Consider the following 14,435-nt stretch of genomic DNA (forward strand, 5'->3'; position numbering starts at 1 on the left):
CGGGGTTGAGCCCTGAGGAGGTTGTGAACGGTGTTGTCGTGCGTCGAGGTCCGCCGATCCGCCGGAGGGCTCCGGTTATTCGTCCGTCCCCCGGCCGCGCTGAGCTGGAACGCGCGGCTGGGGTACGAGCGGGTGTCGGAGTTGCTGGAAGCCATTCGACAGGTCGAGTCCTGCTCGGTGCCGGACGTGGCACTGACGTTCGTGCCCGACCAGCGCACCGGTGAAGCGGTGCTGAAGTGCCAGACCGGGTCCGTTCTGCTGGACGCCGAAGAGGTGGCCACGTTGTCCACCGCGCTTCGAGCTCACATGCCGGACCGCATGAGGCCGTTGCCGGCCTAAATGAGTTTTGCCGCGAGCCAGTCCGTGCGGGTGCGCCGCGCCCGCACGGACAGCGCGGCCTCCGGGAAGATCGCGTCGAACCCGTGGAACCCGCCTGCCCAGGTGTGCAGTTCCGCGTCCCCGCCCGCAGCCCAGATGCGTGAGGCGTAGGCGACGTCCTCGTCCCGGAACACCTCCGCGGTACCGGTGTCGACGTAGGTGGCGGGCAGCCCCGCCAGGTCGTCGGCCAGAGCCGGTGACACGTAACGGGAAACGGTCGTGCGGTCACCGAGCACGGCGCGCCAGCCGAACTCGTTCATCTCCCGCGTCCACACGCCCGGTGTGCCGGAGTGCTGCCTGCTCGACGTGGAATCGTTGCGGTGGTCCAGCATCGGGCAGATCAGCACCTGCGCGGCGATCTCCGGACCACCGAGGTCGCGGGCCATCAACGTGACCCCGGCGGCGAGTCCGCCACCCGCGCTGATGCCCGCCACGACGAGCTTCCCGGCGCCGAAGTGCTCGGCCGTCCACACCAGACCGCGGTAGCAGTCGTCGACGAGCGTGCTGCCGGTCGCCTCCGGGGCGAGCCGGTGCTCGACGGTGACCACGGCGACGCCGAGCTCCGCGAGCCACTGCAAGGGGATGTCGATCTGCGAGAACCGGTCGCCCATCACCATGCCGCCGCCGTGGATCCAGTAGACGCACGCGGTCGGCGTGATTCCCCTGGGGCGGAACACGGTCAGCCCGATCTCGCCGAGGGTGACGTCCTCCCGTTCGGCGTCGGTCGTGAACGGCGGGGACGGCATCTGGCGGATCTGCTGGAGCATTTCGAAGCTCAGCTCGGTCGACAACGGCATGTCGGCGAGCAGCGTGCGGAGTTCGGGGTCGAGGGTCATCAGAACGCCGCCTTGCCGCCGACGGGCAGCTCGTCCAGGTAGCTGGACTCGCCGTCGAGCAACGTCCCCAGCTTCGCGACCAGCGCCTGCGCTTCCTCGCTCGCGAAGAACGTGCTGTGCGCCTCGGCCGTCGTCCAGCCCTCGGTCACGTAGACGACGTCCGGGTTCGTGGTCGAGCGGCCGACCAGGAAGACCACGCAGTCGTCGTTGGTCAGCGACGGCGCGTCGAGCAGGAACTCGATCACCTCGTCGCCCTTGCCGGACCGGGCGGTCAGGGTGGCGTGGAAGCCGTGCTGGACGCTCATCTGTTCCTACCTCTCGTCGTTCTGGCGATGACTCAATACAACCGCCTGAACTGCGAAGGTGGGAGATCGATGCTGCCGCCCTCTTGCCTGATCCTCTCAGCTGATCGGCGCGGGTGAGCTGGCCTCGGGTACCAGGACCGCCGGGGTGCCGCTGCCGTCGGCCGGCACCGACCACACGTCGTTCAGGCCGTCCTCGCGCTGGATCGAGTACGCCACGGTCCTGTCGTCGACCCACGCGGGCTGGTCGTCGACGCTGCGCGTCTCGGCCAGTTCGGTGATCCCGCGGGTGGCCAGGTCGAGCACCGAGACGCGCCAGCCCTGCTGCGGGTCGCCCTCGACCGCCTTCTTGTAGGCGATCCGGGTGCCGTCCGGGGACAGTGACGGGCACTCGACGTTGTCGAAGTCGTTCAGCGGCTTCACCGTGCGTGCCGCGAAGTCGCCTTCGAGCAGGTAGCGGTGGCCGCCGGTGGACATGGTGGCGTAGAAGCGGTTGTCGTCGGCGGTGAACGTGACGCCCCAGTAGTTCGTGTCGACCGGGCGTTGCGGCATGCCCTCGACGGTGAACTCCTCCAGCGACGTGACGAGCGCGCCGGTCTTCGTGTCGAGGATGCCTGTGCTCGTGGAGAACCCGTTGGCGGCGTAGGAATGCCCGTCGACGAACAACGTCCACGCCACCATCCGGCCGCTCGCCGACACCCGCGTGCGGTTCGGGAAACCGGTCAGCGGCACGGTCTTCAGCTCCTTGAGGTCGCGGTCGAGCACCGCGAGCTCACCGGCCTTCAGCGCGCCGACCGGCCGCAGGCAGGAGATCGTGCCGGCGGCCTCGTAGACGCGGTCGCAGTTCTGCGCGGTCACCTCGCGCGACCCGGCTGGATCGGTGCGCGAGACCGTGGACAGCTTGCCGTTGCTCAGCACCATCAACCGAGGTCCGCCACCGGACGTCACGGACTGGGCGGCGTTGTCGGGCGCGGCACCGGAGAGCGCGGTGTACCCGACGGCGACGCCGCCGAGCAGCACGGCGGCGGTCAGCGTGATCAGCAGGCGTTGGTTCATGAGCGGCGACGTCCCAGCAGTGCGGCGGTGGCGATCAGGGCGAGGACGACCGCGACGGCGGCGATCCTGGTGGCGGTCTCCGGGCTGGTGAACTGCCACGCGAGACCGAACAGCACGGACGAGCCGAGGTAGGCGAGCGCCTGCCCGCTCTGGATCAGCGCGATCCCGGTGGTGCGCAGGCGTTCCGGCAGCACCGGGCCCGCGAGCGCCATCAGCACGCCGTCCGTGCACGCGTAGAACACGCCGTACAGCAGCACGACCAGCACCAGCAGCGGCCAGCCGCCGATCGGCCCGTGCAGCAGCAGGTAGACCAGCGTGAGTGCGCCGTACCCGGCCAGCATCACCTTCAGCCTGCCGACCCGGTCGGCCAGGGCGCCCAGCGGTGCGGCGAGCAGCAGGTAGACGAGGCTCGTGCCGACCGCGAGCAACGGGAACCAGCCGAACGCCAGCCCCTCGCGCTTCTGCAGCAACAGGTACACGAACCCGTCGCCGATCGTGACGAGCCCGAGCAGCGACGCGGCCAGCACGATCTTGCGGACGGCCGGGTCCTTGAGCAGCGCGAGCTTCAGAGGTTCCTTGCGCTCCACCGGTTCCGGCCGGTCTTTGACGTACAGGACCAGCACCAGCACGCCGAACGCGGCGATGCAGAAGCTCACCACGAACACGGCGTCGAACGACTGGGCCGACGCGGCGAGCACGGCCATCGCGACGAGAGGCCCGGCGAACGCGCCGATGCCGTCCATCGCCCGGTGCACGCCGAACGCACGCCCGAGGTCTTGGCTGGGCGTCGAGAGCGTGATCAACGCGTCGCGCGGCGCGGTGCGCAGTCCCTTGCCCGCGCGGTCGGCGGTGATCACGACGCCGAGCGCGGTCAGCGAGTTGCCCGCCGCCAGCAGGCCGAGCTTGGCCACGGCGGAGAGCCCGTACCCGAAGCCCGCCACGGCCTTGCGGCGGTGCGTGCGGTCGGCGAGGTAGCCGCCCGCGAGTCTGAGCAGGGTGGTGGCGCCGGTGTAGACGCCGTCGATCAGCCCGTACGCGGCCGGGCTGAGCTGGAGGCCGATGACGAGGTACAGCGGCAGGATCGCGGCCACCATCTCCGACGACACGTCGGTGATGAGACTGACCGTGCCGAGCGCGAAGACGTTGCCGCTCAGCCCTTTCCAGTTCGCCGTCTTGGGTTTGTCGATCGTGGACAGGTACATCATCGGCCTCCAGCGGTCCGTCAGTGGCAGTTGGTGGTGCCGCTGTCGGTGTAGGTCTTGCCCGCGACCGGGACGAACTGCCAGTCGAAGCTGGTGCTGTGCAGCGTCAGCTTCAGCACGCCCTGGGTGCCGGTGTTGCGGGCCTCGCTGTTCGGCTTGATCGTGCCGAAGCCGTACGCGCCCGCGCCGCCCATGCCCGCGACGAACGTCCGGATGCCGCGCGCGTTGTCCAGCGCACCGCTCGGGTTCTGCGGGGCGAACCGCTCGTACTGGTGGTTGTGGCCGGTGACGACCACGTCCGCGTTGTAGTCGTACAGCGCCTGGAACAACGGCCTGGTGGCCGTCGAGGGCGCGTGGTTGGCGCCGCTGGTGAACAGCGGGTGGTGCCAGTACGCCGCGGTGCACGGCTTCGTGCTCGCCGCCAGGTCCTGTCGCAGCCACTGCTCCTGCGCGCTGCCCGCCGACATGCTGATGTTGGAGTTCAGCGACACGATGTGCCAGTTGCCGAGGTCGTAGGAGTAGTAACCCCGGCCCGACGGACCGGCCTGCGCGCCGAAGTAGTTGTAGTACCCCGTCGCGCCGCTCGTGTTGTAGTCGTGGTTGCCGGGCGACGGCTTGGTGCGCGCCTTGTGCCGGCCCCACGTCGGTTCGTAGTAGTTGGCGAACTCCGAGGCGGTGCCGTTGGTGTAGACGTTGTCGCCGGTCGTCCAGACGGTGCCCTGGATGTTGTCCAGCAACGCGGCCGTGGCGGTGTCGCCGGAACCCGAGTCGGCGATGTCGCCCGCGCCGACCCACACCGGGTCGCCGGGAGGCGGCGTCGTGCCGTCGGTGACCACGAGCTGCGGAGCCGTCGACGACCCGCTCTCGCGCGAGTCGTAGTCGGCGCCGTCCGTGCTGCTCGACGTGATGCCGATGCTGTACGTGCCGTTGCCGGTCACGTAGCTCGACACGTCGACCTCGTACCAGGCGTTGCGCACGACCGAGCCGAGCGACCCGAGCGTGGCGCCGTCGACCGCGGGCTGGTTGGCCCAGGTGACCGCGGTCTCGGTCCAGCTGACGTTCGACATCGCCCGGAACGTGCCGCCGTTCGGGCTTTCCGCGCCGGAGACGTCGTCGGTGTGGATGCGCAGCTTGGCGTTGCTGACGCCGCCGGTGATGCCGGAGACCGTGAACTTGAGGAACGTCCGCTTGATCGGCGAGTTGTCGGTGCCGAGCTGGCTCGCGGTGCCGTAGTTCGTTCCGGTGGACCCGTTGTCGACGTAGGTGTCGGCGGTGGGCGTGAACGTGGTCGTGGCAGCGTGAGCTGCGGTGGAGGCGGTGAGAGTGGCCGCCGTGACGATGACGGTGGAGAGCACGGCCAGAGGAGCCCTGCGACGTGACATGCCTGTCCTTGTGGTGGTGGGCGGACATGGGCCGTCGGAAAGGGTAGAGCTAAATCGTTCGGTGCCTCATGTTCGTTCGGCGGCAGTTGGGTGAACGCCGGTCGAATGACGTTATTGCGGGTATTTCCCGGTGTGCTCGGGACTCCGTCAACACATGGGAGTCGAGGTCTGCGACCCTCGCTGGCTCACGGCCGTGCCGGGGGCCGAGCTCGTGGTCGCGCTGGACGAGGTCGGGTCGCACGCCGCCGCGGGGCACCGGGTGACGGTGCTGATCGACCTGGTGCCCGACAACGTTGCCATGCTGCGTGGACTGGCTTCGGAGGCCGTGGGGGAGGGCGCCCGGAAGGTGCGGGTGCGGCCGCACGGGGTGGACCGGGTCGATCTCGTCTACGCGGCGGTGGAACTGGGGCGCGTGGCCGAGGACGACGCCGTCGAGGTGCAGTTCGACGTCACGTCCGCGGCGTTGCTGCGGGCCGATCCCTCGGCGTTCGTGCGGGCTGATCCGCTGGTGGTGCTGGGGGACGGGACCGTCGTGCCGATCTGCGCCGGGCTGGAGGGGTTCGCGCTGGGACGGCTGGGGTCGCTCGACGACCTGCTGGAGGAGTGGGATCCCGAGCCCGTCCGCGATCTGTGCCGGGTGGCGCTGACCCGTGCCTTGGCCGACACCGGGCCCCTGGTGTCGTGGTACGAGCACCTCACCCGGACAGCAGCCGATCTGCGGTCTGGGTGTTGATCACCAGGTCAGGGGTGACGCCGCACTCCTCCGCTCGCGCGCAGCCGTAGTTCAGCCAGTCGAGCTGGCCAGGAGCGTGCGCGTCGCTGTCGATGGAGAACGTGCAGCCGGCGTCCACGGCGAGGTTGAGGAGCCTTCTCGGGGGATCGAGGCGTTCCGGGCGTGAGTTGATCTCCACCGCGGTGCCGTGCTCGGCGCAGGCCTCGAAGACCCGTGCCGCGTCGAACTGCGACTCCGGCCTGCCCTTGCCCACGACCAGGCGGCCCGTGCAGTGGCCGAGGATGTCGACGTGCGGGTTCCTGACCGCGTTGATCATGCGCCGGGTCATGTCGGCCCTGGGCATCTTGAGTTTCGAGTGGACGCTCGCGACCACGACGTCCAGGCGTGCCAACAGGTCCTCGTCCTGGTCCAGGCTGCCGTCGTCGAGGATGTCGACCTCGATGCCGGTGAGGATCCGGAACGGCGCCAGCTCCTCGTTGAGCTGGGCGATGACTTCGAGCTGCTTCTCGAGCCGTGCGCGGGTGAGTCCATTCGCGACGGTCAGGCGCGGGGAGTGGTCGGTCAGGACCATGAACTCGTGGCCGAGGTCGCGGGCCGCCTCCGCCATGTCCCTGATCGGGCTGCCGCCGTCGGACCAGTCGGAGTGCACGTGGCAGTCGCCCTTGAGCCGCGCGCGCATCTCGTCGCCGCCGGTGATGTCGACGTGCCGGAGCTTCGCGAGGTAGGCCGGTTCGCGGTTGGCCAGCGCGTCCACGACGACGCCCGCGGTCGACTTGCCGACGCCCTTGAGGTCGGTGAGCGTGCCGAGCTTCGCGCGTTTCTCGACGTCGGCGGGATCCAGGTCGGCGAGGACGGCGGCCGCGTTGCGGAACGCCTGGACGCGGTAGGTCGGCTCGCCCGCCCGTTCCAGGTGGAAGGCCACCTGCTTCAACGCCTTGACCGGATCCATACCTCTTCCTACCCCATCGGGCCGTGCCTTGCGCTGTGTACGGGGTTCCGCGACAGATAAGCGTTCGGCGTTGGTCGCGCGCGTCGGCTCGCATAGCTTCGGGCCGTGATGGAACTCGTGCCTCTTGGTGTCCTGACCGCTCAGCTGCGCAAGCCCTACCGGCTGCCGAAGACGCCGGCCGGTGATCGGTTCGTGTACGAGGTGGAGTCCGGGACGTTCGCCGGGGAACGGCTCTCCGGGGTGATGTGCGGGTCGTCGTCCGCGGACTGGCTGACGATCGGTCCGGACGGGATCGCGACCCTCGACGTGCGTTCTCTGCTGCGCACTCATGACGACGCTTTGGTTTATCTGCACTACTCGGGACGGGTTGACGTCTCGAATGGCTTCGGGGCGCCGTTGTACGCGGCGCCGCTGTTCGAGACGGGCGACGACCGCTACCGCTGGTTGAACCGGGTGCAGGCGGTGTCGAAGGGCGTGCTGGACGGGCTCGTGCTGACCTACGAGGTGTGCGAGGTGCGGTGAATTTCACCCGACCTTCGTCGGTGTCGACCAGGTCCGCGACTGCGGAAGCGTTCTGTCGCTGACCTGATCGAATCGGAGGGTGCGCGGTGCGGAAGCGTTGGGGTGCGGCGGCTTTGGTCGCCCCGTTGTTCGTGTCGTTGGTGGGGACCGCCCAGGCCGCGCCTGGGCCGCTGGACGAGTACTACGCGCAGACCGTCGCCTGGGCCGAGTGCCCGGCCGGATGGGTGTCGCCTTCCACGGGCGTCGAGTGCGCCTCGGTCGTGGTGCCGCTGGACTACAAGAACCCCGGCAACGGGAACCTGGAGATCGCCCTCTCCCGGAAGAAGGCCACCGATCCTTCCCGGCGCAGAGGCGTGTTGATGACCAACCCCGGTGGGCCTGGCGGATCCGGGCTCGGGGCCGTGCACTGGTTCAACGCGCAGACGGACGTGCTGAAGATCTACGATGTCATCGGGATGGACCCTCGCGGGGTCGGTCGCTCCACGCAGATCCGGTGCATCTCCACGCCTTCTGACGACGAGTTCCCTTCCCGGCCAACGGATGCGCAGCTGGCCAACTGGTCGGAGTACGCCCGCGCCATCGAGGAGAACTGCCAGCGCGGCGGTGGGGAGATGCGCCGGTTCATCTCCACCATGAACACCGCTCGGGACATGGACGTGATCCGCGGGGCCATGGGGGAGAAGAAGATCTCCTACGTCGGGTACTCGTACGGAACCCAGCTCGGCGCTGTCTACGGCTCCATGTTCCCGAAGAACCTGGACCGCAGCGTGCTGGACTCCGCGCTGGACCCGTTGAAGACCTGGCATGAGCAGGACGTCGACGTGGTGGACGCGATCACGGACAACCTGCGCAAGTGGACCGAGTGGACGGCCGCCCGCAACTCGACCTACGGCCTCGGCACCACTGCCGCCGCGGTCCGCGGTGAGCTGGACGCGATCGCGGCGAAGCTGAAGACCGGGCCGTACGGCGGATACGCGGACGTCTCGTCGTTCGACTACGCGGTCGGGGCCACCCGGTACCGCCGGTCATGGGCCGCGTTCTCCCGGCACATCGCCTCGGTCAAGGCCGGCGTCGCCGACTCCGGTGAGGCCACGGCGATCGTGGCCGCGTTGAAGAAGGGCGACATCGAGCCCACCTCTCCGGGGACGTTCCAGGCCGTCGTGTGCGAGTGGGACTGGTTCACCGACGTCAACACGTACTACAACGACATGAAGCGGTGGCGGGACACCAATCCCTACGGCGGCACCGTCGACTACATGGCGCCGACCAACTGCACGTTCCGCGCGTTCCAGCGGCCGGAGAAGATCCCCGCCATCACGCGGAAGTACCCGGCCGGGCTGGTGGTCAACTCCGACGGCGACACGCAGACGCCGCTCGCCAACGGGCGGGTCATGGCCGAGCACCTCGCGCAGCCGTTGATCAGCGTGGCCAACGACGGGCAGCACGGCCACTACGCGTTGCGGCGCAACGGATGTGTGGACGCGCTGGTCAACAAGTACCTGGTGTCGGGGATTCTGCCGGCGTCCCGGGTCACCTGTGCCGGCACGGACATCGCCGAGGACGTGCCGGTGGGCGCGGCTTCCGTTGGGGTGCAGTCTGTTGGGCGGCCGTTGAGCGCGATTCTGGGAGAGATCGCGGTGGAGACCAAGCCGTTCTGAGCCTGTTGTGGAGGGGCTGGTTGCGTTGGGCTGGTTTGGCTGCGGTTGCGAGGGTTGGTTGCGCGGGTCGTGACGAAAGACCTGGGGTGTGCGATTGGGGCTTGACCTTGAGCCTCTGGCGGGATGCGTTCGCGGCCTTCACAAGCCGGGGTTGAAAGCGCCCCGGCCGGACCGGACAGGTTGGCATCCCGCCCCCTCAAGGTCAAGCCCCAATCGCCTTGAGCGGTGGAACCGGCTCTCGGGGTGGCATCAGCCCGTTCGGGCTCGCTTCGCTTCGCAACGCCGGGTTTCGTGGGTGGTTGGCTTGCGATGTCGGCTGTCCGGTTGAGGGCGCGCGCCTGGCTTGCGTGGGTGGTCGGCTTGCGTTGACGGCTGTCCGGTTGGTGCGGGCGCCGGGCTTGCGTTGTGGTCGCTCAGCGCTGTTGCATCGCGTCCAGGGCCCTGGCGAGCTCCAGGCGCGAGGAGACGTGCAGCTTCGCGTAGACGCGGGAGAGGTACACCTCGATCGTGCGCGGGCTGTAGTGCAGGGCCGCGGCGATGTCGCGGTTGCGCATTCCCTGCTGCACCAGCCGGGCCACGTTCTCCTCGGCCGTGGTGAGGAGACCCGGGGTCTTGGACCGGGCTCTGGGCACCTTGGCGCCCAGAGCCCGCAGCTGGTTGCCCGCCTGCCGGCGCAGGCCGTGGGCGCCCAGCCGCTGGAACGTCGTGTAGGCCTCCAGCAGGGCCGGGACCTCGCCCAGGGCCAGGTGGGCTCTCGCCTTCTCGAACTCCAGGCCGCCCTGGGCCGCCTCCGCTGCCGCCGCCCGGAGCTGGTCCTGGTCTGCGCGGACGATGCCGGTGATGCGGCTGATGGTGGTGCGCGACCACGGGGAGACTCGGGTGGGGGCGACTTCGGCCAGCCGGTCCAGGGATCGGTGGGCCGCCGCCGGGTCGCCCCGCTCCAGGTCCAGTTCGATCAGGCGCGCGACCAGGAGGCAGGAGTACGGGGCCTCCAGGTCTTCGCCGACGCCGGCCTTCAGCAGGTCGTACGCGGCGGCCTGGTCGCCTTTGGCGATCAGGTACTCGGCCTGGGCCGCGGCGTGCAGGCGGGAGATGTTCGTCGACCGCGGGGGTGGCAGGGCCGCCAGGCGGGCGGCCAGGTCCAGCTGGCCTCGCCAGGTGCGGATCGACAGCTCGATCGCCTGCAGGGCGCCGTGGGCCTGATCGGACTGGGAGGCGGCCATGTCCGGGAGGTAGCGGCCGATGTTGTCCAGGGCCGCGTCCCACTGGCCGCCCAGCCAGTCGAGGGTCACTCGGGTGGCCTGGCGTTCTGCCCGGAAGCTGTGCGTGCCCGTCCGGGTGGCCAGGTCCTCCGCCCGGCGGTAACGCCAGTCGGCGTCGTGGACCAGGCCCGCCAGCGCGGTGATCGAGGCGCAGACGGAGAGGGCCTGGAGTTCCAGCATCAGGTGGTCGCCGCTGTGGGCGAGGGCCTGGTCGGCGTGCTCGACGGTCCTGTCGTGCTGGAACAGGAACGAGTTGAGCAGCGCCAGGTGCTCGTGGACGATCACGCCCTCGGCCGGGGAGGTGATCGGGAGGGACGGCAGGCGGGCCGCCTCGGCCAGCGCTTCGGGGTAGCGGTCGTTGTAGACGAGCAGGACGGCTCGCTGGGCTTGCAGGGAGGTCGGGGTGGAGCCCGCGGCCACCTCGGCGTCGGCCAGGGCCAGGGCTTCGGCGGTGCGGCCCACGGAGAAGAGGGACGAGATCGTCGCGGTGGCCACGCGGGTGCGTTCCGGGCCAGGGGACAGGGACTTCAGAGCTTCCAGGCCCGGGGCGACGGCCAGGGCCGGACGGGAGGCCCTGGCCAGGATCCGGCATTGCAGGGCCAGCAACGGGATCCGGTCCGGGGCGTTGACCGGCAGCAGCTGCAGGGCTCGGGTGCAGAGGGCGGCCGCTGTCTCCGGGGCCGAGGTGCGGGCCTCGGTGGCCGCCTCGGTCAGCACTGAGACCGCCCGGTGGTCGCCGGGTGCGGCGGACTCGGCCAGGTGCCAGGCGAGTTGGAGCAGGTCCACCGGGAGGTGGTGGGCGCGGTCGTCGAGCAGGCGGGCCGAGATCAGGGAGTGCAGGTGGCGGCGCTGGGCCGGGCCCAGTTCCTGGTAGAGGGCCTCGCCCACCAGGGCGTGCGAGAAGCGATAGCCGGTGTCGTCGTGCACGACGATGTTCGCTTGCAGCAACGCGTCGAAGGCTTCGGCGACGGTGGGTTCCGGCAGGGACGCGACTCGGGCGAGCAGGGGGATCTGGTCCAGGCGCACGCGCCGGAACACCGCCACGGCCCTGGCCACCAGCCGGGTGTCGTTCTCCAGCGGCGCCACCCGGCGCAGCAGGGCTTCCCGGCGGGTCAGGCGGATGGCGTCCGGCGAGACGGCCAGGCGGGCGCGGTCGTTGTCGACGGCCAGCAGGTTCAGGTCGCGCAGGGAGCGGGCTATCTCCGTGACGAAGAACGGGTTGCCGTCCGAGCGGTGCAGTACCTCGCGGGCCAGACCGTCGTCCACTTTGCTGTCCAGGAACGACTCCACGACCCGCGTCACCTCGGCGCCGGTCAGCGGAGGCAGGACCAGGCGGACGGTCTCGGCGTGCTCCTCCACGCGGTCCAGGTGGCCGGGGTCGGCGGAACGGCTCGTGGTGACCAGGACCAGCGGGGCGGAGGTCAGCCGGCGCAGCACCAGGGTCAGCAGGGACAGGGAGTCGTCGTCCGCGTGGTCCAGGTCGTCGATCAGCACCGCGGCCGGGCGGGTGGCGGTCAGCGCGGTCAGCAGGCGGACCACCTGGTCGCAGGCCCTGCCGAACCACGTGCCGGAGTCCTCGGTCGTGGTCTCCAGTGCTGCCAGCGCTTCCGCGCGGAGCCGGTCGGCGGGGAGCGAGCGGACCAGGGCCGTGATCGTGCCGTACGGGATGCGCTTGCCCAGGACGTCCGACGCCGAGGTGAGGACGGCGCACTGCTCGTCGCGCAGGCGGCGGGCGATCTCGGCCAGCAGCGACGTCTTGCCGATGCCCGGTTCGCCGCTGATCCCGATCACGGCCAGGCCGGTCGCGGGGGAGCCGGCGGCGCAGGCCAGCACCGTGCGCAGCTCCTGGTCGCGGCCAACTAGCGGCGTGTCGGCGATGACGGCCTCCGGGTGGGTCGGGCTGTCTCGAAGTCTTCCACGCGTTAGACGTTGAGGCTTCCCTACTGACGCGTGGCCGCCGCCGGTGGTGGTCTGGTGGCCCCGCCGTCCGAGGAGGATCAATGTCGATCCAGGGAAGCTGTGCGCCGCGGTTCGCCGAGGTGCGCGAGGAGTTCGAACGCAACTTCGCCGAACGGGACGAGATCGGCGCGTCCGTGCACGTGACGCTCGACGGCGAACCCGTGGTGGACCTCTGGGGCGGTGTCGCCGATCCGGTGAGCGGGCGACTCTGGTCCGAGGAGACCGTCGGGCACGTGTGGTCGTGCACCAAGGGCGCCACCGCGCTCGCCGCGCACGTCCTCGCCTCGCGCGGCGAGCTCGACCTCGACGCGCCGGTCGTCCGCTACTGGCCCGAGTACGGCGCCGAGGGCAAGGAGGCGACGCTCGTTCGGCACGTGCTGGCGCACCAGGCGGGACTGCCCGCCGTGACGTCGCCGCTGCCCGCCGGGGCGTTCTACGACTGGAACCTGATGACCTCGACGCTCGCCGCGCAACGGCCGTTGTGGGAACCGGGCACGCGGCACGGCTACCACGGGCTGACGTTCGGGTTCCTCGTCGGCGAGATCGTGCGGCGGGTCAGCGGGCTCACGCTCGGGCGGTTCTTCGAGAAGGAGGTCTCCGGACCGCTCGGCCTCGACTTCTGGCTGGGCCTGCCCGAGGACCTCGAACCCCACGTCGCCCCCACGATCCCGGTCGACCCGACGCAGCCGGGGGTGCTGCTGCCGTCGATGTTCGTCACGGCGCTCACCCAGCCGGAGTCGTTGCCGGGCCTGATGTTGCTCAACAACGGCGGCTACATGCTGCCCGGCGAGTCCGACTCCCGCGCCGCCCACGCCGCCGAGATGGGCGCGATCGGCGGCATCTCCAACGCCAGGGGCCTCGCCGGCCTCTACCGGCCGCTCGCGCTCGGCGGCGCGTACCAGGGGGTGCGGCTGGTCGAGGAGTTCCAGCTGCCGTTGATGTCGACCGTCGCGGTCGCCGGGATGGACGCGGTGGTCATGGTGCCGTCGCGGTTCGCGCTCGGTTTCCAGAAGGCCACCGACAACCGCTACCTGCCGCCGAACGACCGGGAAGGGCTGCTGCTGCCGGAGGAAGCGTTCGGGCACACCGGAATGGGCGGCTCGCTCGGGTTCGCCGACCCGGGGGCACGGCTGTCGTTCGGGTACACCATGAACCGGCAGGGACCGGGGCTCGCCCTGAACGAGCGCGGTCAGTCCCTTGTGGACGCCGTCTACCGGGCGCTCGCCTGACCGGGCGGCACGACCCGGCCGAACCGCCTGCGCGCGTTCTCCTCCTGAGAGCGCGCGACGGTGGCGGCCAGCTGTTCGCACGCCCGCTCGATCGCCCGCTTCGCCTCGTTGCGCTCACTGGTGATCGCGGCGAGGATCAGGCTGGTCAGCGCCACCGAGCCGTTGAACGCCTGCAGCACGATCATCGTGGTGAGCAACGAACTCGCGGAGAAGTGGCCGCCGGCGGCCGACATCACGGCCGCCACGGAGATGATCGCCGCGCACGGGGCCGCGATCGCGTGCTGGAACCGCAGCGCCGCCCAGATCAGCATCGGGAACACCAGGAACAGCAGCCGCTCGCTCGACGTCGTCACGAAGGACGCCACCAGCGCCGTCGACACCAGCAGCACGACCGCCTCGGCCAGCCGGGCGGGCGGGGCCCGCCACTGCTTGGGCAACGTCAGCAGCAACGGCGTGAACACCAGCACGCCCATCGCGTCCCCGGTCCACCACACCGACATCACCGCGGGCACGTCCCGCCACGGGATCACGCCGCCGATCCGCAACGCCATCGTGCCGACCAGCGCGCTCACCAGCATCGCGCCCAGCGCGCCCGCGAACACCAGCAGCAGCGCGTCCTTCAGCCGGTCGATCGCCGGGCGGAAACCGAAGCGGGTCAGCAGGTACCAGGCCAGCAGGGGCGCGGCGGTGTTGCCCGCGGTGATCAGCACCGCCGAGAACAGCGGCGCGGTCAGGGCGATGTTGGCGGCGAACGCGCCAAGCGCGATGCCCGGCCAGATCCCGCGGCCGAAGAACAGCAGTGCCGCCACGGAGATCCCCGTCGGCAGCCACAGTGGAGTGACCTGACCCTGCACCAGGGCCAGGACCAGGCCGACCTGCGCGGTCGCGAAGTACGCGAGCGCGACGACGGCGATCGTGGCGACGGTCCGGAGTGCGGCGTTCACCGCAACATGCTGCACCTGTGCAC

13 protein-coding genes are annotated in these 14,435 nt (G+C 70.2%); 5 read left to right on the forward strand and 8 right to left on the reverse strand.

Annotated elements, in window-relative coordinates; all coding sequences use genetic code 11:
* The first annotated feature begins 30 nt into the window (after positions 1 to 30).
* Entirely contained in the window at positions 31 to 339 is a 309-nt protein-coding gene (locus ACFWNN_RS15055; RefSeq protein WP_382440474.1) for a hypothetical protein, read from the forward strand.
* On the opposite strand, the gene ACFWNN_RS15060 is transcribed toward ACFWNN_RS15055, so the two are convergent.
* From ACFWNN_RS15060 to ACFWNN_RS15080, 5 genes are all read right to left on the reverse strand, one after another.
* The gene (locus tag ACFWNN_RS15060) at positions 336 to 1,214 is read right to left on the reverse strand and encodes an alpha/beta hydrolase (protein ID WP_382440475.1); all 879 of its coding nucleotides are present in this window, start codon (positions 1,212 to 1,214) and stop codon (positions 336 to 338) included. The genes ACFWNN_RS15055 and ACFWNN_RS15060 overlap by 4 nt on opposite strands.
* Complete coding sequence (locus tag ACFWNN_RS15065; protein WP_382440476.1) at positions 1,214 to 1,519, reverse strand: putative quinol monooxygenase; 306 nt, start codon at positions 1,517 to 1,519, stop codon at positions 1,214 to 1,216. Before ACFWNN_RS15065 ends, ACFWNN_RS15060 begins: the two co-directional genes overlap by 1 nt.
* Before the next feature lie 96 nt (positions 1,520 to 1,615).
* The gene (locus tag ACFWNN_RS15070; protein ID WP_382440477.1) at positions 1,616 to 2,572 is read right to left on the reverse strand and encodes a TolB family protein; all 957 of its coding nucleotides are present in this window, start codon (positions 2,570 to 2,572) and stop codon (positions 1,616 to 1,618) included.
* Complete coding sequence (locus tag ACFWNN_RS15075; RefSeq protein ID WP_382440701.1) at positions 2,569 to 3,774, reverse strand: MFS transporter; 1,206 nt, start codon at positions 3,772 to 3,774, stop codon at positions 2,569 to 2,571. Before ACFWNN_RS15075 ends, ACFWNN_RS15070 begins: the two co-directional genes overlap by 4 nt.
* Before the next feature lie 20 nt (positions 3,775 to 3,794).
* Positions 3,795 to 5,156, reverse strand: coding sequence for a DNRLRE domain-containing protein (locus ACFWNN_RS15080; RefSeq protein ID WP_382440478.1), 1,362 nt, complete (start codon positions 5,154 to 5,156; stop codon positions 3,795 to 3,797).
* A 154-nt stretch (positions 5,157 to 5,310) separates the two neighbouring features.
* Between ACFWNN_RS15080 and ACFWNN_RS15085 the strand changes: the two genes are divergently transcribed.
* Positions 5,311 to 5,889 carry a hypothetical protein gene (locus ACFWNN_RS15085; RefSeq protein ID WP_382440479.1) on the forward strand — a complete coding sequence of 193 codons (579 nt, stop codon included), beginning with the start codon at positions 5,311 to 5,313 and terminating at the stop codon, positions 5,887 to 5,889.
* Here the strand turns inward: ACFWNN_RS15085 and ACFWNN_RS15090 are convergent.
* Positions 5,852 to 6,838, reverse strand: coding sequence for a PHP domain-containing protein (locus ACFWNN_RS15090; RefSeq protein WP_382440480.1), 987 nt, complete (start codon positions 6,836 to 6,838; stop codon positions 5,852 to 5,854). The two genes, ACFWNN_RS15085 and ACFWNN_RS15090, sit on opposite strands and share 38 nt — an antisense overlap.
* 108 nt (positions 6,839 to 6,946) lie before the next feature.
* Between ACFWNN_RS15090 and ACFWNN_RS15095 the strand changes: the two genes are divergently transcribed.
* Together ACFWNN_RS15095 and ACFWNN_RS15100 are read left to right on the forward strand one after the other, a co-directional pair.
* The gene (locus ACFWNN_RS15095) at positions 6,947 to 7,360 is read left to right on the forward strand and encodes a DUF3237 domain-containing protein (RefSeq protein WP_382440702.1); all 414 of its coding nucleotides are present in this window, start codon (positions 6,947 to 6,949) and stop codon (positions 7,358 to 7,360) included.
* Between the two features lie 86 nt (positions 7,361 to 7,446).
* Positions 7,447 to 9,018: an alpha/beta fold hydrolase gene (locus ACFWNN_RS15100; RefSeq protein ID WP_382440481.1), complete on the forward strand. Its 1,572-nt coding sequence runs from the start codon at positions 7,447 to 7,449 to the stop codon at positions 9,016 to 9,018.
* A 413-nt stretch (positions 9,019 to 9,431) separates the two neighbouring features.
* Here the strand turns inward: ACFWNN_RS15100 and ACFWNN_RS15105 are convergent, their stop codons facing one another.
* Positions 9,432 to 12,281: an ATP-binding protein gene (locus ACFWNN_RS15105; RefSeq protein ID WP_382440482.1), complete on the reverse strand. Its 2,850-nt coding sequence runs from the start codon at positions 12,279 to 12,281 to the stop codon at positions 9,432 to 9,434.
* Between ACFWNN_RS15105 and ACFWNN_RS15110 the strand changes: the two genes are divergently transcribed.
* On the forward strand, positions 12,281 to 13,468 hold the full coding sequence (locus ACFWNN_RS15110) for a serine hydrolase domain-containing protein (protein WP_382440483.1): 1,188 nt from the start codon (positions 12,281 to 12,283) through the stop codon (positions 13,466 to 13,468). The two genes, ACFWNN_RS15105 and ACFWNN_RS15110, sit on opposite strands and share 1 nt — an antisense overlap.
* Here the strand turns inward: ACFWNN_RS15110 and ACFWNN_RS15115 are convergent.
* Complete coding sequence (locus tag ACFWNN_RS15115) at positions 13,450 to 14,412, reverse strand: MASE1 domain-containing protein (RefSeq protein WP_382440484.1); 963 nt, start codon at positions 14,410 to 14,412, stop codon at positions 13,450 to 13,452. The two genes, ACFWNN_RS15110 and ACFWNN_RS15115, sit on opposite strands and share 19 nt — an antisense overlap.
* Between the last annotated feature and the right edge of the window lie 23 nt (positions 14,413 to 14,435).

This window comes from Lentzea sp. NPDC058450 (assembly GCF_042721395.1).
Taxonomy (GTDB): Bacteria; Actinomycetota; Actinomycetes; order Mycobacteriales; family Pseudonocardiaceae; genus Lentzea.